Annotated in this window: 16 protein-coding genes, 1 tRNA gene and 1 pseudogene; 11 read left to right on the top strand and 7 right to left on the bottom strand. The window is 51.6% G+C overall.

Going from position 1 to position 23,310, the window contains the following annotated elements; translation table 11 throughout:
• Positions 1-288: 288 nt before the first annotated feature.
• The 5 genes from KF749_14235 to KF749_14215 all read left to right on the top strand — a co-directional run bounded on the left by KF749_14235 (position 289) and on the right by KF749_14215 (position 11,469).
• A complete protein-coding gene (locus KF749_14235; protein ID MBX2992306.1) occupies positions 289-3,201 on the top strand; it encodes a histidine kinase in 2,913 nt (970 codons plus the stop codon).
• A gap of 216 nt (positions 3,202-3,417) precedes the next feature.
• Positions 3,418-4,779: an NADP-specific glutamate dehydrogenase gene (gene gdhA, locus KF749_14230; GenBank protein MBX2992305.1), complete on the top strand. Its 1,362-nt coding sequence runs from the start codon at positions 3,418-3,420 to the stop codon at positions 4,777-4,779.
• A gap of 1,888 nt (positions 4,780-6,667) precedes the next feature.
• Positions 6,668-6,952 carry a T9SS type A sorting domain-containing protein gene (locus tag KF749_14225; GenBank protein ID MBX2992304.1) on the top strand — a complete coding sequence of 95 codons (285 nt, stop codon included), beginning with the start codon at positions 6,668-6,670 and terminating at the stop codon, positions 6,950-6,952.
• Positions 6,953-6,996: 44 nt separating this feature from the next.
• Positions 6,997-10,020, top strand: coding sequence for a histidine kinase (locus KF749_14220; protein MBX2992303.1), 3,024 nt, complete (start codon positions 6,997-6,999; stop codon positions 10,018-10,020).
• A 201-nt stretch (positions 10,021-10,221) separates the two neighbouring features.
• Positions 10,222-11,469: a Glu/Leu/Phe/Val dehydrogenase gene (locus KF749_14215; protein MBX2992302.1), complete on the top strand. Its 1,248-nt coding sequence runs from the start codon at positions 10,222-10,224 to the stop codon at positions 11,467-11,469.
• Positions 11,470-11,493: 24 nt separating this feature from the next.
• Here the strand turns inward: KF749_14215 and KF749_14210 are convergent, their stop codons facing one another.
• The gene (locus KF749_14210; GenBank protein MBX2992301.1) at positions 11,494-11,931 is read right to left on the bottom strand and encodes a response regulator; all 438 of its coding nucleotides are present in this window, start codon (positions 11,929-11,931) and stop codon (positions 11,494-11,496) included.
• Positions 11,932-12,492: 561 nt separating this feature from the next.
• Here KF749_14210 and KF749_14205 point away from each other — a divergent pair.
• Positions 12,493-12,993 (top strand): hypothetical protein, encoded by a 501-nt coding sequence (locus tag KF749_14205; protein MBX2992300.1) that lies wholly within the window; start codon positions 12,493-12,495, stop codon positions 12,991-12,993.
• Entirely contained in the window at positions 12,990-14,270 is a 1,281-nt protein-coding gene (locus KF749_14200; protein ID MBX2992299.1) for a hypothetical protein, read from the top strand. Before KF749_14205 ends, KF749_14200 begins: the two co-directional genes overlap by 4 nt.
• A 100-nt stretch (positions 14,271-14,370) precedes the next feature.
• On the opposite strand, the gene KF749_14195 is transcribed toward KF749_14200, so the two are convergent.
• From KF749_14195 to KF749_14170, 6 genes and pseudogenes are all read right to left on the bottom strand, one after another.
• The gene (locus tag KF749_14195; protein ID MBX2992298.1) at positions 14,371-15,789 is read right to left on the bottom strand and encodes a peptidase M64; all 1,419 of its coding nucleotides are present in this window, start codon (positions 15,787-15,789) and stop codon (positions 14,371-14,373) included.
• Between the two features lie 56 nt (positions 15,790-15,845).
• Entirely contained in the window at positions 15,846-16,298 is a 453-nt protein-coding gene (locus tag KF749_14190) for a hypothetical protein (GenBank protein ID MBX2992297.1), read from the bottom strand.
• Positions 16,299-16,311: 13 nt separating this feature from the next.
• The gene (locus KF749_14185) at positions 16,312-16,701 is read right to left on the bottom strand and encodes an FKBP-type peptidyl-prolyl cis-trans isomerase (protein MBX2992296.1); all 390 of its coding nucleotides are present in this window, start codon (positions 16,699-16,701) and stop codon (positions 16,312-16,314) included.
• 61 nt (positions 16,702-16,762) lie between these two features.
• Positions 16,763-16,837, bottom strand: a tRNA-Asp gene (locus KF749_14180).
• Between the two features lie 95 nt (positions 16,838-16,932).
• Positions 16,933-17,361, bottom strand: a complete 429-nt coding sequence (locus tag KF749_14175; GenBank protein MBX2992295.1) for a BrxA/BrxB family bacilliredoxin — start codon at positions 17,359-17,361, stop codon at positions 16,933-16,935.
• Positions 17,362-17,648: 287 nt separating this feature from the next.
• Positions 17,649-19,901: pseudogene (locus KF749_14170) on the bottom strand (aconitate hydratase).
• 152 nt (positions 19,902-20,053) lie between these two features.
• On the opposite strand from KF749_14170, the gene KF749_14165 reads away from it, so the two are divergent.
• The 4 genes from KF749_14165 to alaS all read left to right on the top strand — a co-directional run.
• Positions 20,054-20,332, top strand: a complete 279-nt coding sequence (locus tag KF749_14165; protein ID MBX2992294.1) for an ATP-dependent Clp protease adaptor ClpS — start codon at positions 20,054-20,056, stop codon at positions 20,330-20,332.
• A gap of 28 nt (positions 20,333-20,360) precedes the next feature.
• The gene (locus KF749_14160; protein MBX2992293.1) at positions 20,361-20,579 is read left to right on the top strand and encodes a DUF433 domain-containing protein; all 219 of its coding nucleotides are present in this window, start codon (positions 20,361-20,363) and stop codon (positions 20,577-20,579) included.
• On the top strand, positions 20,576-20,911 hold the full coding sequence (locus tag KF749_14155) for a DUF5615 family PIN-like protein (protein MBX2992292.1): 336 nt from the start codon (positions 20,576-20,578) through the stop codon (positions 20,909-20,911). Before KF749_14160 ends, KF749_14155 begins: the two co-directional genes overlap by 4 nt.
• Positions 20,912-20,933: 22 nt before the next feature.
• On the top strand, positions 20,934-23,310 hold a 2,377-nt coding region (alaS, locus tag KF749_14150), incomplete at its 3' end, for an alanine--tRNA ligase (GenBank protein ID MBX2992291.1).

The raw sequence follows: 23,310 nt of genomic DNA, 5'->3' as shown, positions 1-23,310 counted from the left end.
TGAGCTAAATACCCATTGTTTTCATTGGCTATTCCGGTAAGTGTGGCCGGATGGTGAGCTCCTTTTTTACCGGTTGCACAATCCCCCTAATTGTGCTAACTTTCCATAGGCGTATTCTTCACTGTACTTTACAATAGGGATGAGGTGTCCAGACAGTGAAATACGCCTGTTTTGCATCCAAACAAACACCCTCCCACGAACCACAATCGAGTTCAGTGCATGAGCAAGATTGATCGCCTCAATATCGAGGATATCCAGGGAACACGCGTCAAGACGTTCCAAAAACTGATGCGGTTCAAGATCAGGGATATTTTGCTCGTCTCCAGTCTGTACGACAGCTATCTGTTCGAAGAAGACGGCAGGTTGTACGAACTCATCCGCTCGGAATTTCAGACGCTCAACCTCAGCCACCCTCCCGAAATCACGCATATCAGCAGCGGCAGTGAAGCCATCGAGTTGCTGCAAAGCGGTGAACAATTTGATCTGATCATCACCACACTGCATATCGAGGATATGCACGTCACGCGATTTGCTGAGGAGGCACGGGAAGCCGGCATCACCATTCCCATTGTGTTGCTCGCTTACGACAACAGGGAGCGGAAAGAACTCGTTACCAATCACGACATTTCGATATTCGACAAGATTTTTATCTGGCAGGGGGATTACCATCTTCTTATCGGTATCATCAAATACCTCGAAGACAAGGAGAATGTCGAGAACGACACGCGTACAGTCGGCGTGCAATCCATCATCCTCGTGGAAGACAGCGTGCAGTTCTATTCCGTCTATCTCCCGCTCATCTACACGGAAATCCTCAAGCAATCGCAACGGCTCATCACCGAAGGGGTGAACATCACGCACCGGTTCCTGCGCATGCGGGCCCGCCCGAAAATTCTGCTCTGTACCACGTTCGAGGAGGCGAAGGCGTACTACGAGCAGTATGAAGATTTTATCCTCGGTATCATTTCGGACGTGAATTTCGTCAAGGGGGGAATCAAGGAAACGGATGCGGGGATTGAATTCGCGAGATTGGTAAAGGAACGCCACGACGACATTCCGATTCTTCTCCAATCAAGCAATGCGGAAAATGCCCAACGCGCGCAGGAAATAGGCGCTTCGTTTCTCTTGAAAGGTTCCCCCACTCTTCTGCATGACCTGAGCGAGTACATGCTCAACCACTTCGGTTTCGGTGATTTTGTGTTCAAGTTGAATGACGGGGCCGAGGTGGGCCGTGCGAACAACCTGCGCACGTTGGAGGAACAACTCCGGGTGGTTCCCGACGAGAGCATCGTGTACCATGCCCGGCGCAACCATTTTTCCAACTGGCTGAAGGCACGAACGGAATTCTGGCTTGCCCAACAGCTCCGGCCCCAGAAGGTGGATGATTTTGAATCGGTTCAGGGTTTGCGGGAACTGCTGATCAGCTCACTGCAGAAATACCGCGAGATCAGGCAGCGGGGCGTGATCACCGAATTCAGCAAGGACACTTTCGACCCGCAGAACAGTTTTGCACGAATCGGCAGCGGCTCACTCGGCGGCAAGGCACGCGGGTTGGGATTTATCAACACGCTTATCAATAACTACAACATCAGAGACAAGTTTCCCGGCGTCGAGATCCACGTGCCTTCGGCGGTGGTCATTGCCACGGATGTGTTTGACCGGTTTCTTGAAGACAATACTCTGGAAGGATTCGCCCACAGCAGCATTGAGGATCATGAACTTCTGCATCGTTTTTCCGGTGCCCATCACTTCCCTTCCGATATTGTCCAGAAGCTCCGTGAGTTTCTCGAAATCACCCACACTCCCCTCGCTGTCCGTTCGTCAAGCCTGCTGGAGGATTCACAGTACCAGCCGTTTGCCGGTGTATATCAGACATACATGATCGCAAACAACAACCCGAGCATTGATGTCAGGCTCGCCGAATTGCTGCAGGCGATCAAGCTTGTCTATGCTTCGACGTTTTCGAAACATGCGCGGGATTACATGAAAGCAACCGCGTACAGGCTTGAAGAAGAGAAGATGGCCGTGATCATCCAGAAGATGGTCGGTTCGCCGCGCAACGGGCGCTACTATCCCGAGTTCGCCGGAGTCGCAAAATCGTACAACTTCTACCCCGTTCCTCCCCAAAAACCGACCGACGGCATCGTGCTTGTGGGGTTGGGATTGGGAAAGATTGTGGTGGATGGCGGCAATACGGTTCGTTTTTGTCCGAAGTATCCGCGACACATGCTGCAGTTTTTCTCCGCAAAGGAGACACTCAAGAACGCCCAGCAGCAGTTTTATGCGTTGAATCTTGAGGAAAGCCTCAACAGATCGAACGGCCATACCCCCGACGAGTTTGTTCAATTGTACGATGTGAAGACGGCTGAAGTCGATGAGACCCTCTTTTATGTCGCGTCAACCTATTCCTCCGAAAACGATTCAGTGTACGACGGCATCTCGCGTCCGGGCAGGCGTGTCGTGACGTTTGCCCCGATTCTGAAGCACAAGCTCTTTCCGCTTGCCGATATTCTCGATCTCGTTCTCGATATGGGAACGTGGGGAATGGGAACGCATGTGGAAATCGAATTCGCCGTCAACATGAATGTCACAACACATGAACCGAACGAGTTTGCGTTTCTGCAAATCAGGCCTCTTGTGCTCAGTGCCGAATCTGAAGAATTGCGAATAGATACCGTCAGCACCAACGATTTGATCTGCCAGAGCGAGCAGGTGCTGGGCAACGGAGCGATACGTGACATCTACGATGTCATTGTGGTGGATATCGAGAAGTTTGAACGCGGCAAAAGCATCAGCGTCGCCCAGGAAGTCAGTCAACTTAATACGAAATTGCTTGAACAGAAAAGGCCGTATGTACTCATCGGCGTCGGGCGCTGGGGAAGCCTCGACCATTGGCTCGGCATTCCCGTCACGTGGGATCAGATTTCGGGTGCGGCGGCCATTGTCGAGTCGGGCTTCAAAGACTTCAGCGTTACGCCCTCGCAGGGTTCGCATTTTTTCCAGAACATTACATCGTTTCGTGTCGGCTATTTCACTGTCAACTCCGCCAATCACCAGGGCTTCATTGATTGGGAGTGGTTGGCGCAACAGCCCGCTATAGAAGAGCTTGACTTCACAAGGCATTTGCGTTTTGTAAATCCGATAACCGTGAAGATCAACGGGCACAAGAACATCGGCGTCATTCTCAAGCCGGGCACATAGTCCGGCTCGTTCTTTCACATAGAAACCCACCCCTCCTCCCTCTCCTGACGAGAGCGGAACGTTCCGCAAAAGTATTGAGAACTCACTTTGTGTGATGTTGAACGAGAAGGGGACACTTGGAGAGTTCTCACCAACACACACCACACTCGCCGAAGCAATCCTGTGTGGCGCTTATTGAATCAACAATCACACACAACATCACCAGAAGGAGACAGTATGTCAACCTACGTGCAAGACCTGATGGCTGAGGTGAAGGCGAAGAATCCGGCAGAACCGGAGTTCCACCAAGCGGTGCAGGAAGTGGCCGAGTCGTTGTCGCTCGTGCTTGAACGCCATCCCGAATACAGGGCGGCGAAAATTCTCGAACGCATCATCGAACCCGAACGCATCATTACTTTCCGTGTTCCGTGGGTTGATGAACAGGGCGAAACCCACATCAATCGCGGATACCGCATCGAAATGAACAGCTCAATCGGGCCCTATAAAGGGGGATTGCGGTTTCATCCGTCCGTCAATCAGGGAATTCTCAAGTTTCTCGCCTTCGAGCAAGTGTTCAAGAACAGTCTCACCACGCTACCGATGGGCGGCGGCAAGGGCGGCTCCGATTTCGATCCGAAAGGAAAAAGCGATTTGAAGGTGATGCGCTTTTGCCAGGCATTCATGGCGGAGTTGTTCCGTCACATCGGACCCGACACCGACGTTCCGGCGGGTGACATCGGCGTCGGCGGGCGAGAGATCGGCTACTTGTTCGGCATGTACAAGAAACTGAGAAACGAATTCACCGGCGTTCTCACGGGCAAAGGTCTGAACTGGGGCGGCTCGCTCATACGCCCCGAAGCAACGGGCTATGGCGCGGTGTACTTTGCGGCCGAAATGCTCGGGACCCGCAAGCAGACTCTCGAGGGAAAAACGTGCCTCGTCTCCGGCAGCGGCAACGTTGCGCAATTTACAGTTGAAAAAATCAACCAACTCGGCGGCAAAGCGGTAACACTTTCCGATTCCAATGGTTACATTTATGATGAAGCGGGAATAACGAAAGAGAAGCTTGCGTTTGTTATGGATTTGAAGAATGTCCGCCGCGGGCGCATTAAGGAGTATGCGGAGAAGTACAAGGGTGCCATGTACAAAGAGATAGACCCGAAAGCCGACTCCAATCCGCTGTGGGACCACAAGGCAACTTGCGCGTTCCCGAGTGCGACACAAAACGAGATCAACGGCAAGGACGCGCAGAACCTGTTGCGTAACGGCATCTACTGCGTTGCCGAGGGGGCAAACATGCCGACGACACTCGACGGGGTGAAGGTGTTTCTCGATGCCGGAATCCTGTACGGACCCGGCAAGGCGGCAAACGCCGGCGGCGTGGCGACCTCCGGACTCGAGATGGCGCAGAACAGCATGCGTCTCCCCTGGACGCGTGAGGAAGTTGACAACCGCCTGAGGATGATCATGACGGAGATACACACAACGTGTGTCATCGTCGCCGAACGGTTCGGCACGCCGGGCAACTACGTGAACGGCGCGAACATCGGCGGCTTCCTCAAGGTCGCAGATGCGATGATGGATCAGGGGGTTGTGTAGTGTGAATCTTCCCGTAGGGACGTTCTTTCGGACGTCCCTACAGTGATTCGAGGCCTACTATTGACACTTCTCGGAAGTGGAGGGTCATATGAAGCACGCAATCTACATATTGCTTTTTACAAGTTGGATCAATACAGGATTGATCCAAGCCCAATGGGTACAAACTGGCGGACCGGCAGGCGGTTACATTCGTGCGGTTGCAACATCTTCCAATATGGTGGGCGGAACAAATATCTATGCCGGGAGTACTTCCCAAGGCGGCATCTTCCTTTCTACCGATAACGGACAGTCTTGGATCCGGCGAAGCACAGGCATGATATCCGACGACATCTATTCACTTGCAGTTCGCGGAACAAGTCTTTTTGCGGGAACCCTTGGTGAAGTCTATCGCTCAACCGATAACGGTTCGACTTGGGCGAACGCGAGTACAGGTCTTAGTGGGACAGTTGTGTACTCACTCTTGGTCAGCGGGACGAACCTCTTTGCCGGAACAGATAACGGTGCTTTCCGGTCGAGCAACGACGGAATGACCTGGACGCAGATCAACAATGGCTTAACCAATATGACAGTAAGGGTTCTTGCCGTCTTCGATATGTATCTTTTTGCGGGAACGGCGGGAGGCCTTTTTCGTTCCCTGGACAACGGCTCAAGCTGGTCAAGCGAAATCACCGGGTTGCAGAATAAGCAGATACGTGCTTTCTCCTTTTCGGGGGCGAATCTCTTTGTCGGAACTACTGACGGTGATGTTTTTCTTTCGACCGATAATGGCTTGAGTTGGACTCCGGCAAGTACGGGCTTGACGGGTCTTACAATTAACGCTCTCGCTTGTTATGGCTCGAATGTTTTCGCCGGAAGCCGTTACGGGGGCGTGTTCTTCTCCACAAACAGCGGGACTACCTGGACAGCTGTAAATAACGGCTTGACCAACCTTGGAATCAATGCCCTTGCGATCTACTCCAACGGACCATCGGACACAATTCTCTTTTCCGGAACCGAGGGAAGCGGGGCTTTTGTTTCGACCGATAATGGTATTTCGTGGACTCAATCCCGGCTGTCAAATACATGGACAAATAGTTTTGCAATCTCTGACACAAATTTGTTTGCAACGAGCTACGGTGGCGGAGTCTTCCTTTCGTCCAACAGTGGATCCTCTTGGATTCAGGTGAGTACAGGTCTGCCGGACTACTGGGTGACCGCACTCGCCACTTCCGGCATGAACCTCTTTGCCGCTACACACTATGTCTTTCGTTCCACGAACAACGGGACAAGTTGGATTGCCGCCAGCAGCGGTTTACCCAATCGCTATATATGGGCTCTCGGTGTTTCCGGAATAACTCTGTTTGCGGGTACTGAGGCGGGTGTTTTTCTTACGACAGATAATGGCACCGAATGGAGTGCGGCCAACACAGGGCTGACGAACCAGAATATCCGTGCCTTTGCCTTTTCCAGCAATCACGTTTTTGCGGGAACGCTGGGCGGAGTTTTTCGTTCGAGCAACCAAGGCTCAAGTTGGACTGCTGTTAATACGGGTTTAACGAACACCCTGGTCTACGCGCTTGCTGTTGCCGGAGAGAACGTCATTGCTGGAACCCTTGGCGGCGCGTTTCTTTCCACGGACGACGGCACAACATGGACCCCGGTTAGTGGCCTTCCATCCCACCGACAAGTTCGCAGCCTCACTTCTTCTTACGGCGGCCTTTTTGCCGGCACTAATGCAGGCGGTTTCTTCGTCTCAACCAACAACGGCGTGAGCTGGACATCGGTTAATACAGGGCTCCCGAATTCCACTGTTCACTCACTCGCTGTAAGCAATACACAGATTTTTGCAGGAACATATCGTGACGGTGTTTGGAAACGACCCGTATCAGAGATCCTTACCTCGGTGAAAATGTTATCAAACGACTACCCATCGCATCTTCGTCTTGAACAGAATTATCCAAATCCATTCAACCCGTCGACTACAATCGAGTTTGCATTACCAAAAGCTGGCATCGTGTCTCTCAAAGTGTTTGATATTGTGGGAAGGGAGGTAGCAATCCTTGTGAACGAGTCGATGCAACCTGGATACTACAGAACACAGTTCAACGCGTCCGCACTCTCAAGCGGAGTTTATTTCTACCACATTCAAGCAGGTGACTTTTCACAAACGAAGAAATTTGTCCTGCTGCGTTAATAGAGACGTTCGGGAAACGTCTCTACACCAAACAAGAAACGGCAATGTCCACCCCGAAACATCCATTCGATCAGATAGAAAGCAGCTTCGATCCGTTGTGGGTCGAGCACGGCTACGGCAACCGCTTCCAGGGATTTCAAAATCTGATGCGGCTGCGTATCCGCGATATCCTGCTTGTCTCCAGCCTGTACGATCTCTATCTGTTCGAGGAAGACGGGCGTTTGTATGAATTGATTCGCAACGAATACCAGGGCTTCAACCTCTCCCACTCTCCCGAACTGACAAGAGTCTCCAGCGGCTCGGAGGCGATCAGTCTTGCCAAGGAAGAAAACCGCTTCGATCTCATTATTACAACTCTGCATATCGACGATATGCACGCCGTCAATTTTGCAAAGATGGCGCGGCAGCAAGGCATTACCGTTCCCATCGTGTTGCTTGCTCACGACAACCGGGAGTTGAAGGAACTTCTCGTCCATCAGGATGCGTCGGTATTCAAGAAGATTTTCATCTGGACAGGCGACTTCCGCATTATCATCGGCATCGTCAAGTATCTTGAAGATAAGATGAATGTCGATCACGACACGCGCATGGTCGGCGTTCAGACAGTGATCTTCATAGAAGACAGCGTCAAGTACTATTCCTCGATGCTGCCGAACATCTACACGGAAATCCTGAAGCAATCACAACGCCTCATTTCCGAAGGAATAAACCTGACGCACAAATTCCTGCGCATGCGTGCCCGCCCGAAAATTCTTCTCTGTTCCACATACGAAGAAGCGTGGCAATATTACGACGAATACCGTGACTACATGCTCGGCGTGATTTCGGATGTTGATTTTCCCCGCAACGGCGAGCAGGATTCGCAGGCAGGCATTGAGTTTGCCCGGGTAGTCAAGTCCGAGCAGCCCGACTTGCCGATTCTTCTCCTCTCGCACAACAAGGACAATGAGCGTGCGGCAAGTGATGTCCAGGCTGCATTCGTGATGAAAGACTCGCCGATGCTGCTCAATGAACTGCGTCACTTCATGGTACAGCATTTCAGCTTCGGCGATTTTATCTTCCGGACGCCGGAGGGAATCGAAATCGGAAGGGCAAGCGACCTGAAGAGCCTGGAAGAACAACTGCATATCGTACCCGAACAAAGTATTCGTTTTCATGCCGAGCGGAATCACTTTTCCAACTGGCTGAAGGCTCGCACCGAATTCTGGCTGGCTCATCAACTCCGGCCCCGCAAAGTGAACGACTACCCCAACCTGACGGCGTTGCGCGAAGATCTGATCCGTTCGTTGCACGCCTACGGCATCATCAGGCAGCGCGGCATCATCATGGATTTTTCGAAGGAGACGTTCGATCCCGAAAGCAGCTTCGCCCGCATCGGCGGCGGCTCGTTGGGCGGCAAAGCGCGAGGACTCGGGTTCGTGAACACACTGATAAATGATTACAATGTCCGTGACCGGTTTGAAGGAGTGCGCATTCACGTCCCGCCTGCTGTTGTGCTCGGTACGGATGTGTTCGATCAGTTTGTCGATGAAAACAATCTCCGCCGGTTTGCCATGGATTGCGATGACGACAAGCAGATCACCCGCCGCTTTCTCGATGCGCAACGTTTCCCGGAGGAAGTGCTGGGAAACCTCGCCGCATTTCTCGACATTATCCGGACTCCGCTGGCGGTCCGTTCGTCAAGCCTCCTTGAAGACTCGCAGTATCATCCGTTTGCCGGCGTGTATGAAACGTATATGCTGCCGAACATTCATCCCAATCCTCTTGTGCGGCTGAATGACCTTCTCAACACAATCAAGCGCGTGTACGCTTCCACCTTCTACCAAAGTGCAAAGGATTACATCAAAGTAACATCCTACCGCCTTGAGGAGGAAAAGATGGCGGTGATAGTTCAGAGAATGGTCGGACGTACACACGAACATCGCTTCTATCCCGACTTTGCAGGCGTTGCCCGATCGTATAATTTCTATCCGCTGCCGCCGCAAAAATCATCGGACGGCATCGTGTCGGTCGGATTGGGTCTCGGCAAATGGGTTGTCGATGGAGGAAATGCCGTGCGGTTTTGTCCGAAGTACCCGACTGATCTCATTCAATTCTACTCGGCGGAAGAATCGCTCGACACCACTCAGCGCGAGTTCTTTGCGTTGCAACTTGATGCCGCGTCCGACTTCGGCATTGAAACGCATGACATGCTTGTCAAACGCTACGGTCTGGATGTAGCGGAAGGCGACGCAACACTGCATCTGCTCGGCTCGACGTATTCACATGACAACGATGTTGTGCAAGACGGCATTTCGCGGCAGGGAGTCCGGCTGGTCACTTTCGGGCCGCTGCTCAGGCACCGCCTGTTCCCGTTGCCGCAAATTATTGATTTGCTTACAGATATGGGAACGTGGGGTATGGGCACGCCGGTTGAGATTGAGTTTGCGGTGAATGTGAACACACCGACCGGGCAGCCGAAGGAATTCGGCATGTTGCAGATGCGGCCGTTGGTGCTGAGCCGTGAAGCCGTAGAGCTGAACATCGAACGGGTTGAACCGGATGCCTGCCTCTGTTACAGCGAACAGGTGCTTGGAAATGGCGTTATCCGGGATATTCGCGATATTGTGGTTGTTGACATCAACAAATTCGACCGTGCGAAAAGCAGGGAGGTTGCAGTGGAAGTGACGCATTGCAACGGCGAGCTTCTCGCGGAACGGCGGCCGTATCTGCTCGTCGGTGTCGGCAGATGGGGAACACTCGACCCGTGGCTCGGAATCCCGATTCGATGGGATCAGATTTCCGGAGCGCGGGCAATTATTGAGGCCGGCTTCAAGGATATGGATGTCGAACCGTCGCAGGGTTCGCATTTCTTCCAGAACATTACATCCTTCATGATCGGCTATTTCACGGTTAGTTCGAAGAGAGGCAAGAGTTCGCTTGATTGGAAGTGGCTGCTCGAACAGCCTGCTTTCAAAGATGGAACATTCACACGGCATATCCGCCTTGAGGCACCGATTACGGTTATGATGAACGGCCATGAAAATCGCGGCATCATTTTGAAACCGGAGCACCAACGTGAAATCTGACAAGAATACGAAGCAACCGCAAGGAGAAATGCGTGCGAAGACTCCGGATGCCTGTCCGCATTGCGGAGCGCCCTTGAGCCCGTGGGAACAGGTCTTGCTCAGCGTGGACCGGGCATTGATGTGTAAACGGTGTTGGTACAGAATCATTCTCGACGTGTTCGATCAAGAATCAAAGAAAGACAAACCCTAAGGCGCACGCTCATGAAGTCGTATAACTCCTTTGAAGTAACACAGCAGCAGGTTCGGGAAGCAGCCAAGCTGTTGAATCTCGACGCCCCGACTGTTGAGTTGTTGTTGTGGCCCCAACGCGAGTTCAAATTCACGATCCCGGTGAAAATGGACAGCGGCGAAGTGAAAATCTTTCACGGCTATCGCATCCAACACAACTATGCACGAGGTCCGGCAAAGGGGGGCATTCGCTTTCACCCCGATGAGACGGTTGACACAATCAGGGCACTGGCCGGCTGGATGACGTGGAAAACGGCCGTTGTTGACCTGCCGCTCGGTGGAGGAAAGGGCGGCGTTATTTGCGACCCGCGAACAATGTCTGATCGTGAGTTGGAGAATCTCTCACGCGGATACGTCCGCGCAGTTGTACAGAACATCGGGATTGATAAGGACATTCCCGCACCGGATGTGTATACGAACCCGCAAACGATGGCCTGGATGATGGACGAATATGAAACATTGCTTCAACGGCATCAACCGGGGGTTTTCACGGACAAGCCGCTGCAAATCGGCGGCACGGAAGGCAGGAGAGACGCAACGGCACGCGGCGGGGTGATAACCGTCGGTGAAGCGTGCAAAGTGTTCGGCATAGACCCCAAGGGACGATACGCGATTCAGGGATTCGGAAATGCGGGACAACGGGCTGCACTGTTGCATGAAGAACTGTTGGGCGGCGGAAACCTCATTGCCGTGTGTGACTCGCGAGGGGGAGTATATTCGGAAGAGGGTCTCAACCCGAAAGATCTTGTCACACACAAATTGAAGACGGGTTCCGTAAAGGGATTTCCCGGCGGAAAAGAAATTCTACGTGACGCCGTCCTCGGGCTTGATGTTGACATTCTCTACCCCGCAGCGCTGGAAAATGCCATCAATGACAAGAACGCCGGCGACATCAAGGCAAAGATCGTTTGCGAGCTCGCCAACGGACCCACAACTCCCGACGCGGATCTGATTCTGCATAGAAAAGGCGTTCACGTCATACCCGACATACTTGCGAGTGCCGGCGGTGTTACTGTTTCATACTTTGAAATGGTGCAGGATAGCTACTCGTATTTCTGGAGCGAGGAACTCGTCCATCAGCGGCTTGATGAGAAACTGAGAAAAGCGTACAACAGTGTGAAAGAAGCAATGCTCGAAAAATCCGTGCACCCCCGCCTGGCCGCGATGGTTGTCGGGGTTGCCCGTGTTGCCGAGGCGTGCAAGTTGCGTGGCTGGGTGTAGGAACGGGCCTTCAGAAAGACGCAATCAACCGCTGACCTTCTTCGCCCTGTTTCCGGCGGAGTCGTGAGAGTGAAGTGTTTCGCTGATTACCTTCTTCAATTCATCCATCTCAACTCTTCCCTTCCTGAGGTATTTCACATTCTGAATTTGCAGCGAGAGTATCTCCTTCTGGCTCAACTCCCGGCCGCTGATGATGATGATGGGAATGTTCTTCGTTGCCGGGTCGGCTTTCAACTCTTCAATGTATTGCATGCCGTTTTTCCGGCGGAGCTGCAGATCCATGAGTACAGCTTCGGCGTGACATTCCTTCGAGCGTTCGACAATGTCTTCTTTGTCGAGGGCAAACTGCACACCCTCATAGCCCATGTCGTCCACAATGTATTTGAGGAGATTGGAAAAGTCTACGCTATCTTCAACGATAAGTACCGACCTTGCGGCGGCGGCATTTGCTTCCTTGGACATGAACGGAAATCATTAGTGGTTGGGAAACGAGAGGGTTGCACGGAGAGCAACCACACAAAGGTAACTGAATGTGCGTAGGAAGTCAATACTGCTTCGATAACTTGAACCGGAAAGTGTTGTATCTCAATGAGAGGATGATTCCGGTTCATAGTCTGCCAATGAAGGATTCCATTCAACTGAACGGTTGCCGCGCTCCCGCGAATATTCGATTGAACTGTCAGTCATGCTCTTCAGCACAGTTTGTTGGATGACGGATCGGAGGTCACGACATCCATTAGCAAGCTGACAAGTTCCGGCCAAGGGTGTTGTCTCACGCTTGTCTTTCACTGCTCTTCCACTGCTCTTCCGCCCGCTACGGCCCTCCAAGCCGATTCCGATTTTCTCCATATTTGGAGGTTTGAAAACCGACAACAGCCCATAAGGAGGGCTGTTTTTCCGATTTACCACAGAGCGTGTTGATTTTTAGCTCAAATTCGATTAAGAACAATTAACTTGATGGCTGTCAACGCTGTTCGTATTTTTTGTGTGATATTTGGAATCCATAATAATCCTGAGGAATATGTGAAGAAGAATCAAGCCACTGTCGTTGCTCGGGTCGCCATCACAATTGCGGCAATGGCATTAGTCCTCCCTGCCTGTTCGTCGTTCTCCCTCCCTCAAGTAGACTACGGATGGCCTGTAGAAACCGTCCTCAGCGTTACTGAAAACAACACCGTGAATGAGGGCCGGTATGCTATCTCCTTCAATGTGGCCCCGCTGGCGCAAGAGGAATTCGAAAACCCTCAGGCGCTCAAAGGGAAAGAAATTCGCATTCTCAGAAGCACCGAAGGCATGTACTACGTTACCGGACCACGGTTCAAACATGTCTACGTCATGGCTCCGAATGCCGGCGAGTTGAAACTCCACAGGAAGTATGAGGTTTCCGAGCATGGACTCGCCCGGCCCGCCCTCAATCAACGCGAACCTTATGTGGAGTTGATTGACGGCAGCAATCTCCGGTTACTCATGACCAGTGATGATATTCTCGAAGAAAAAGATTTGCAAGCGGAGGGACGAAAATGAAGCTTATCAGATCTGTGACAGTAGCATTGGTTTCACTTGCGGCAGTAAACAGTTCTGCCCAGCAATCCGACTTCGAGGTAAAAGAGCGCTTCAAGGCTACATATGATGCGATCCGCGTTGATATTGATTCTGCACGAACAGCCGAACAGGTTGCACAGATTCCTCACCGAATCGAGAGTCTCGAATCCGAATACAGCCATCATAGCCGGTTGATCTCCGGGGCATTCTACCCGAAAACATTCAACGACATGCTTGCTGATTTGCGCGATCGCCATACGTTTGCGAAGGAAAAGGCCATGCTCATTCAGACTCAGGGGACACGAATCATCGAGTTGGAAGGCATCATGATCACGCTGAATGCGGAGTTGGAGCGGTTGTATGCCGAGCGGAAAGACCTTCTCGCGAAATTGAAATCAACAGAAACCTCGCTGGCCGAACAGCGCGAGCTGGTCAATCGTTTGAACATGAACCTCGCTGCCAATGACCGGCTTGTGAACGCCATGATAGACTCCATCTTTCTGCCCTTCGGCAGGAATATTGAGACCCTTTCGGTCGCGGAGAAAGATGCTCTCGGCAAGAAACTGGAGAAAGCTGATATCGTCAACCGGATAGCGGGCATTGCCGAAGATAACATCGCATTTCTTTCATCGACGCGCCTCGAAGCAAAGGACTACGGCGTGCTGGTCAGTCAATATCATCAGTTCAAGAACCGTTGGGATGGGTTGAGAGACAAGGTTACGGCGGCACTCGCAGCGCGCAATACCATAACGAAATCGAAGATGCAGAGGAAAAAAGCGACGGAAACAGCCGCGGCCGAAAGCGAAGAACTGGCACAACAGGTCGACGCAACAATTGCCACTTGGCGCTCGAGACTTGAATCATCATTCTGGGCGAGCCTCGCTGCCGAGTTTTCCAACCGCGGTGTCAGTATTCAGCAGTTCAACGACCCGAAGAGTTTTGCAGCGAGTGTCCGCTCCTATGTCGAAACGGCCAAGGCGAGCGGCGTTGACACGCGAGTGTTTGTTGACGAGATTTGGATTCAGCGAGTCGACAAGGATTGGAAGGCCGCTCTTGAAAACGAGACCATGCTCGGTAAAGTTGAATATGCCTCTCTCGACAAAACCGTAAGCCAATTGCACAAGGAGAGATTCAACTGGCAGATTGTGTTTTGGGTGTTCAACGTAGTTGCTGTTGTGGTTGTCGGGTGGTGGATCCTCACGCGCAAACCGAAGAAATCACCGGAACAGCAACCGGCCACCGCAAAAACGAATATGTAATTCTTCAACCCCCAAGAATCCATGTTCAAGATGGATAAACGAAGAGGGCTGCATCGAGAGATGTTGCCCTCTTTGCTTTACATCCTCCCAAACGGAAGAGCTATTTGGAGTAGAAATCAATCACCCGTTTTATAGCTTCGCTGCACACCGGATCGAAATCAATCAGGCTGAGCGAGAACATTCTGCAATCGAGTGCCGGGCGGTACAAACCCTTCGCGGCATATCCTGATCCCTCATATGCCCCCACTTTTCCCGCGAAGCGGGCATCACTCAGAATTTCTTTCTGGGCTTTGAAGATCGGCTCGCGTTTCTCATAGTAATCGGCAGCCAGACGATCGAGTTTCCCCCGTTCCGCCTCAAGACTGTCGTATTTCGCCTTCTCCCACGGTGTTGGAATGGCTGTCGCGGCATCGACAAATGTCTTCCATTTCACATTTTTCTTGTCCAACAGTGCCGTCACGTTCGGCTCCCACGGCTCCACTCCGGGCATGTAGAAATCATTGTATGCAATACTCGAGCCGTAGTACTCATCTCCCAACCCGCCGAATGAATGGCCAAACTCGTGCACGTACACGTAATCCATTTGCCATTCCTGGCCTTTCACTTGTTCGTTCGTGTAGGTTGTCGCGTACAAGTTATAGATACCTCCGCCTCCATAGCGGGAGTCATTTATCAGAATGCAAATGAAATCGTACGGTGCCAACGATGCAATATCACGCAGAGTCTTGTTCTCCGTGGTAAGGACGTACCGGGCGGAACCGAACGTACTGTAGCGTGAACCGAGAATGTTATCTTTCCACACACCTGCATCGGGAATGTCAATTCCCGATTCATGCGATTCTGCTTCGACAGTCCACACGTTGAAGTCATTCTTGCGGCTCTTGAATGGTTCCGTTGCAAACAGGGACTCGTTAAAGCGTTTTGCATCGTCGCGGAATTTTCCCATATCACTCTTCGCATAGCCATCACCAACAATCACGATATCAACTTTGTTAACCGGGTTGCCGCTGCCCATTATGCGGTTCGCCTTGAAGGAAAATGGATTCTCCCCCTTCTTCACTTGTATCGGTGCATTGGGGTTTATCATGATGGACCATACTTCGTGGAACTCCATTCGTTTGTCACGCCGGGCTATCGTAAACTGGATTTTGTCTTTGGGAAACGGCAACCGGACGGATTCTGAAAATGTTCTGTATAAACCTGCGGCTGCTTCATCGGTTGTCTGCCATTCGTTGAAGATCGAGGAGAAGCCGCGTGAGAAAATCATTGTATTTGTCTGAACATCAAACACTCTCACCATATACTCTCCCAGGTTGAGAGTGTCGATGAGATTCACTTTGCTGCCCGGCCATGCCCCTTCCTCGATCACCTCATCAAGACTGAACGTTTCCTGGCCTTTCGTACCAGTATGATAATAGTCCACACGCATTGTTTTGTCGGTAAAGAACCGTTGATACGTTTGAGACGATGCCGCCAACTGGATGGAGAGAAGAACTGTCAAAACGAGAACAGAGCGCATTGATCCTCCGTAGGATGTAATTGTGAAGAATTCAGGAAGAGTATATTGTAGAAGAACTAAAAGAAGTACCTGATACCAATGCCGCCGTTGGCCCTGGCTTCAGTCGCCGGCACGATATCGAATATCGGGGCAATCTCAACGAATACATCAAGCGGAATGCCCCGCGGCCACCACGCAAACCCGCCGGCAAATCTCACTCCAAGAATGCCATCGCGTCGCCCTGCAGAAAAGCGCCCGCCAAGACCCGCATACAACGTAAACCTCTCCGGCGACTTGATGGCCTCCGGAAAATGCCAGAGATAATCAACGTGAAGATGAAAGGAGCCTCGTTGACGAAACGACCAAGCCAATCCCGCATCAATGGCATTCCGGTCGGACACCCAGCCCTTTGCGCTGATGCCGGTAGGCTCTCCCAGTATCACGCCAAGCCCGAACCCGCGAGTTTGTGCGGACAAATCTCCAACTGAGAACATGATGCCGAACAGCAACACCACAATCCTTCCCCACATAATCCCTCCTCTTCTATTTCACTCCAAGCAATTCAACATCAAAGATCAACTCGGCCCCCGGCGGAATGACACCGCCCGCACCTCGCGTACCGTATCCCAGTTGGGCAGGAATTATCAGCTTGCGCTTTCCGCCAATCTTCATGGATGCAACGCCTTCATCCCAACCCTTGATGACTTGTCCATATCCGATGACGAATGTGAAAGGCTGGCTCCTGTCAACGGAACTGTCGAACTTCTTGCCGTTGGTCAGATAGCCTGTATAATGCACGGTCACTGTGTTTCCGGTTTCCGGTACGGAGCCGTTGCCTACCACCATATCGATAAACTGCAAGCCGGATTGCATCGCTTGCAACTCGTTTGTTGTCGATTCACCGGGATACGTCATTCTGTCTCCATTGTTCATGTGTAGTCAGGAGAGAGTGAATTCTCTCATAAACAAAAAACCCGAATCGCTCGGGTTTCTGCGGGGTAGACGGGACTCGAACCCGCGACCTCCTGCGTGACAGGCAGGCGCTCTAACCAAACTGAGCTACTACCCCGTTTCTCTGCTCGCTTCAAGCACTTTGCCACTCAGTGCTGCAACATAATAGCAAAAAGATGCAGCATTTACAAGGAGTTTCTTGCTGAGAGTAATCTACACTGGCACACAGAATTCCTTGAATACTTCCTGAAGATGCTGTGCAATCTGGTAGGCGTCACGGTTCTCGATCTGAAAGCGGGGAATGAAATGAACCAACTCGCCGTCCTTGAAAAATGCCATCGATGGCGACGATGGAGGAATGTTGCCGAACAATTCACGGGCACGGGCAGTCGCCTCAATATCAGCTCCGGCAAACACGGTGGTCAAGCGGTCCGGCTTGAACTCCGATTTCTGTAATGCCAGTGCAATTCCGGGACGTGCTTTTCCCGCGGCACATCCGCAAACGGAATTCACAACAAGCAGGCTGGTTCCTTCCTTGTTGCCGATCTCCGCGTCAACATCCGGCACGTTTTTGAGTTCTCGAAATCCTATCCGGGTGAGTTCCTCCCGAAATGGAGCAATCGCTCGCTCATCGTAACGCATTCTCTTCCTTTTGTATTATGTTGATGAACAGTTGTGTTTCAGATGGACAGGAATCCCGGTTATCTCCATCACTACGATATAAGAACCTATCTTCTGCTTCTCAAGTTCCGCCGTGCCTTTTTCACGACTTTCTTGACAGGTTTCTTCCGTAAAGGCCTCTTCGATTTCTTCACGAGTTTTTTGACTGATCTTGCAGCCTTTTTTGCCGACTTTTTCACTTTCGCCGCCTTCTTCCTGACGACGTTCTTGACGGTTTTTGGTTTTGGAGAGGAAGGCTTCTTCGCTCCTTGCGCTGCAATCAAATTTAATGCGCTGCCTGCTCTGAACCACTGAATCTGATTTTCATTGAATGTATGATTGAGCATCACCTCGTCGACAGTCCCGTCCGCATGCTTGAGAATCATGCGCAACGGAACGCCCGGCGTGAATGTATTCAAGCCGATGATCGAAACCCGATCATCTTCCTGAACCTTGTCGTAGTCAGCAGGATTGGCAAACGTCAGCGGAAGCATTCCCTGCTTTTTCAGATTCGTCTCGTGAATGCGGGCAAAGCTTTTCACGATTATGGCCCGGCCGCCGAGATAGCGCGGTTCCATCGCCGCGTGTTCGCGGCTTGATCCTTCGCCGTAGTTTTCGTCGCCAACAACGACCCAGTCAATGCCCTCCGCCTTGTACTCGCGTGCAACCGCAGAGTACTCTTTCGTTTCGCCGGTAAACACGTTTTTGCCCCGGCCCGCCTCGCCCGTGTAGGCATTCACGGCACCGATGAACATATTGTTCGAGATATTATCGAGATGGCCGCGGTATTTGAGCCATTTGCCTGCGGGCGAAATGTGGTCAGTTGTACATTTTCCTTTCGCTTTCAAGAGGACGGGCATATCAATGATGTCGTTCCCATACCACGCAGAAAACGGGGCCAGAACCTGCAACCGGTCACTCGTTGGCTCGACGCTTACTTTGACATTGTTACCGTTCTTTGCCGGCGCGATGTAACCGGGATCGTCAACTGTGAATCCTTTCTTCGGTAACTCATCTCCCGAAGGTGGATCCAATCTCACCAATTCCCCCCTTGCATTCACAATAGAATCCGTGACCGGATTGAAGGTAAGTCTCCCCGCAAGCGCAAGTGCCGTTACAATTTCGGGACTTGCGACGAACGCGTGCGTGTCGGGATTGCCGTCGTTACGGCCGGTGAAGTTGCGGTTGAATGATGTGATGATGGAGTTCTTATCGCCTTTCTGCACATCATGGCGTTTCCACTGGCCGATGCAGGGACCGCAAGCGTTCGCAAGCACAACTCCGCCAACGTCAGTAAGAGTCTGTAATAATCCGTCACGTTCGATTGTTGCGCGTACCTGCTCGGAACCCGGGGTGATCGTGAACTCGGATTTTGCTTTCACGCCTTTCTCCAGGGCCTGGCGCGCAATGCTGGTTGCACGCTGAATATCTTCGTAACTTGAATTTGTGCAACTGCCGATCAAAGCAACGCGCAGCTCTTGCGGGTAGTCATTCTGCCGGACCGCTTCAGCAAATTCTGAAAGCTTCCATGCCTTGTCAGGCGTGAACGGCCCGTTAATATGCGGCTCAAGTTCGGAAAGATGGATTTCAATGATTTGATCGTAATAGTCTTGAGGATTCTCCAATACTTCCTGATCGGGGGCAAGAAATTCCGCAATCGCATCTGCCATCTCGGCAACTCTCATGCGCCCTGTCGATGCAAGATAGTCCGCCATGCGGGAATCATACGGAAAGACGGAAGTCGTCGCGCCAATCTCCGCTCCCATGTTGCAGATTGTCCCTTTGCCTGTTGCAGAGATGGATTTCGTTCCCTCTCCAAAATATTCGACAATGGCTCCGGTTCCACCCTTCACCGTCAGAATGCCGGCTACCTTCAGAATAACATCCTTCGCCGAAGTCCAACCGTTGAGTTGCCCCTTCAAATGTATCCCGATAATTTTCGGGAACTTCAATTCCCACGGCATCCCCGCCATCACATCAACCGCATCCGCACCGCCAACGCCGATGGCGATCATCCCGAGTCCGCCGGCGTTCGGGGTATGCGAATCGGTTCCTATCATCATCCCGCCGGGAAAGGCATAATTCTCAAGCACGACTTGGTGAATGATGCCGGCACCCGGTTTCCAAAAGCCGATGCCGTATTTATTCGAAACGCTTGAGAGAAAATCATACACTTCCTTGTTGTCCGAAAATGCCTGCGCAAGATCTTCTCTCGCCCCGACTTCCGCCTGAATCAAATGGTCGCAATGCACCGTGCTCGGCACGGCAACCTTGGGAATCCCCGCAGACATGAACTGCAACAACGCCATTTGAGCCGTTGCATCCTGCATCGCAACGCGGTCCGGACCGAACTCGACGTACGATTGGCCACGCTGATACGGCTGTTTCGTGGGACGCCACAAGTGGGCATAGAGAATCTTCTCGGTGAGGGTCAGCGGCCGACCAACAACCGTCCGGGCGGCTTTCACTCGTCCGGGAGTGCGTGAATACACGCGTTCAATCAAATCCAAATCAAATATCATTTCAGCAACCTCTTCTCGGGATGGGGTGATTGTGTTGAGATGTGCAACAAAAACATGCAAAAATATACGAAGAGTACGCCGCGTCTGCAAGTTTGCAATGGTGACGCTTTTTGAGTAATTTTGATGAAAAATAGAACCAAAACCGTCACTTCATGGCAACAAAACCTCTCGAACTTGAGCAAGAAGATGAGGATGTACTGGTGCAGGAACCGGCGAAAGTCATCCTCTTCAACGATGACGAACATACGTTCGACGAGGTTATAACGCAGCTCATGAAGGCGCTGAAGTGTACTTCCCAGCATGCTGAGAGTCTGGCGTGGGATGTTCACAACAACGGCAAAGCCGCTGTGTACACAGGCGAACTTGTGAAGTGTATGCAAGTGAGCAACGTGTTGGAAGAAATTAAGCTGATGACACAGATTGAGGTGTAACAGCATTACTTTTTTGACTGGAGACGGAATGGACTACAGCAAGATAATTACCATAGAGCCGGGCAAGCGGAGCGGAAAACCGTGTATACGGGGTATGAGAATTACCGTTTTGGATGTTCTTGAATATCTTGCTTCGGGTATGACAGTGGAACAGATACTTGAAGATTTTCCTGAATTGACGCGTGACGACATCTATGCCTGTCTGGCATTTGCCGCTGATCGTGAGCGCAGGCTTACAACCGCATGAAGCTTATTCTCGATCAACATCTTTCCTTTCGCCTGCTGTCTAGACTCGACCACGCTTTTGCAGAGTCAAAACATGTAAGAGACTTCGATTTGACAACAGCTGATGATGAAGACCTCTGGCAATTTGCCTTAGAGCATGGTTTCGCAATTGTGTCGAAGGATTCCGACTTCCTACACAGGAGTATAGTTCGCGGCCATCCTTCTAAAGTGATCTTTCTTCGAATAGGGAACTCCCCCTCAAACGTGATTGCTAACATCCTAAATGCAAACAAGGATCGGATTCTCGCTTTCGAGAATGATCATATAGAGTCCATGCTGATATTAAGCAAGTAATTTTGTTGACCAATTTTGAACGATGACATCATCCCAAATCCGACAATCATTTCTTGACTTCTTTGAGAAGCGCGGCCACCGCATAGTGCCGAGTTCGTCCGTTATTCCTCACGGCGACCCGACGCTGCTGTTTACGAACGCCGGCATGAACCAGTTCAAAGATGTGTTTCTCGGAACCGGCAAACGCGACTACGTCCGCGCAGCCGATACGCAGAAGTGCATCCGCGTCAGCGGCAAGCATAACGATCTCGAAGAGGTCGGCCGCGACACGTACCATCATACGTTTTTCGAGATGTTGGGCAACTGGTCGTTCGGCGACTACTACAAGAAAGAAGCAATCGCATGGGCGTGGGAGTTGCTGACAAAGGAATGGGGGTTGGAAAAGCGCCGTCTCTATGCCACCGTGTACGAAACCGACGACGAAGCATTTGAACTCTGGAAAAAGGTCACCGACATCGACCCGGCGCATATTCAGAAGTTCGGCAAGAAGGATAATTTCTGGGAGATGGGCGAAACGGGTCCGTGCGGACCTTGTTCTGAAATCCACATTGACCTGACTCTGGATTACTCGGGCGGCAATCTCGTCAACGCGGGCGACGCAAGAGTAATGGAAATCTGGAACCTCGTCTTCATCCAGAACAACCGCAACGACAAAGGCGAGCTTGAGAATCTGCCTGCAAAGCACGTTGACACAGGCGCGGGATTTGAACGCATTTGTGCCGTGCTGCAGGGGAAAAGCTCCAACTACGACACAGACGTGTTCATGCCTATCATCGGCAAAATTGCGCAGACTGTAGGCAAGGAATACACCAGCAAGCTCGACTCCCCCACCGACATTGCAATGCGTGTCATCGCCGACCACATCCGCATGCTCACGTTCTCGATTACCGATGGAGCAATCCCAAGCAACGAGGGACGCGGCTACGTTCTTCGCCGCATTCTCCGCCGCGCTGCGCGGTTCGGACGGAATTTAGGCATGCGCGAGCCGTTCATCTATCAAATCACATCTTCTGTTGTTGACTCGATGGGGAAGGCATTCCCTGAAATTGTAGAGAAGCAAGCGCATGTTGAGCGAGTGATTAAGGCGGAAGAGGAGAGTTTCAACGCGACGCTTGATAGAGGATTGGAGATTTTCGAGACAGTAGTGGAGCGGATTGGACATTCAAAAGTCTTCCCCGGTGAAGATGCGTTCAAGTTGTATGATACGTACGGGTTTCCGCTTGACCTGACGCAATTAATGGCAGAGGAGAAGGGGCTGAGAGTTGATGTGGGGGAGTTTACTGAACTCATGGAGGAGCAACGGAAAAGGTCTCGGATCGCCACTCGTGCGGCAATTCAAAGAGAGTACGGTATTGACCCTGATCAGAAGGGAAGAATAGAGTCGATCGAGACCCGCTTCGTGGGCTATCAATTTGATGAACATGAAGCAATGATAAGTGGATTTGGAGAGAATATTGTCGTTTTAACCGAATCCCCGTTCTATGCTGAATCAGGTGGTCAAGTTGGGGACTCAGGTCTGATTCGCGGGGAGGGGTTCATGTTTGAAGTGCAGGATACCAAGAAAGATGGACCGGTTATTCTCCATTATGGGAAAGCGGCGACATTTTACAACTTCGACCAGATCAGAGAAAAGAGAGTCATCGCATCGATTGACAGATTTCGCAGGCGAAACGTAGAGCGCAACCACTCCGCCACCCACCTTGTTCACGAAGCCCTGCGCCGCGTACTCGGCGCGCATGTTCATCAGCAAGGCTCGCTTGTAGCCCCAGATCATTTGCGGTTCGATTTCCCCCACTTCGGCAAAATTACTCCGGAAGAAATTAAAGCAATCGAAGAGATGGTGAATGCCAAGATTGCGGAAGATATTGAAGTAGAGACAGTCGAAGAGCCAATAGAATTGGCTCGAAAGAGATCGAATGTCAAAATGTTTTTCGGAGACAAATACGGAGACATAGTTCGTGTTGTTGCCATTGACGACAAATACAGTGTCGAGTTCTGCGGCGGCACGCATGTCAGGAACACAAAAGACATTGGCCTGTTCAAGATCATCTCCGAATCAAGCATTGCCAGCGGCGTGCGGCGCATTGAAGCAGTCACAGGCGAAGGCGTCCAGCGATACATCGACGAACGGCTCAAAAAGGCAAAGCAACTCGACGACCAGCTTGCGAAGTTCATCGAAGAGAAGGAAATGCTTGAACGCGAGTTGCAGAAATATTCCGAACATCATATCGGGACTCGCCGACCCTCACTCGGTTCAATTTCTCTCCCGTCCGACCAGCGGGATGCGATTGAAGCTGTTGAGGCGGGATTGACGCTGCGCGAGCATACGCTCGAACAGATCTCAAAGCAAACGGCCGACCTCAAAAAGGAACTCAGCAAACACAAAGTGAAAGAGGCGT

The organism is Bacteroidota bacterium (assembly GCA_019637975.1).
In the GTDB taxonomy this organism is placed as follows: Bacteria; Bacteroidota; Ignavibacteria; order UBA10030; family UBA6906; genus CAADGV01.
This window is presented reverse-complemented; position numbering and strand designations above follow the sequence as displayed.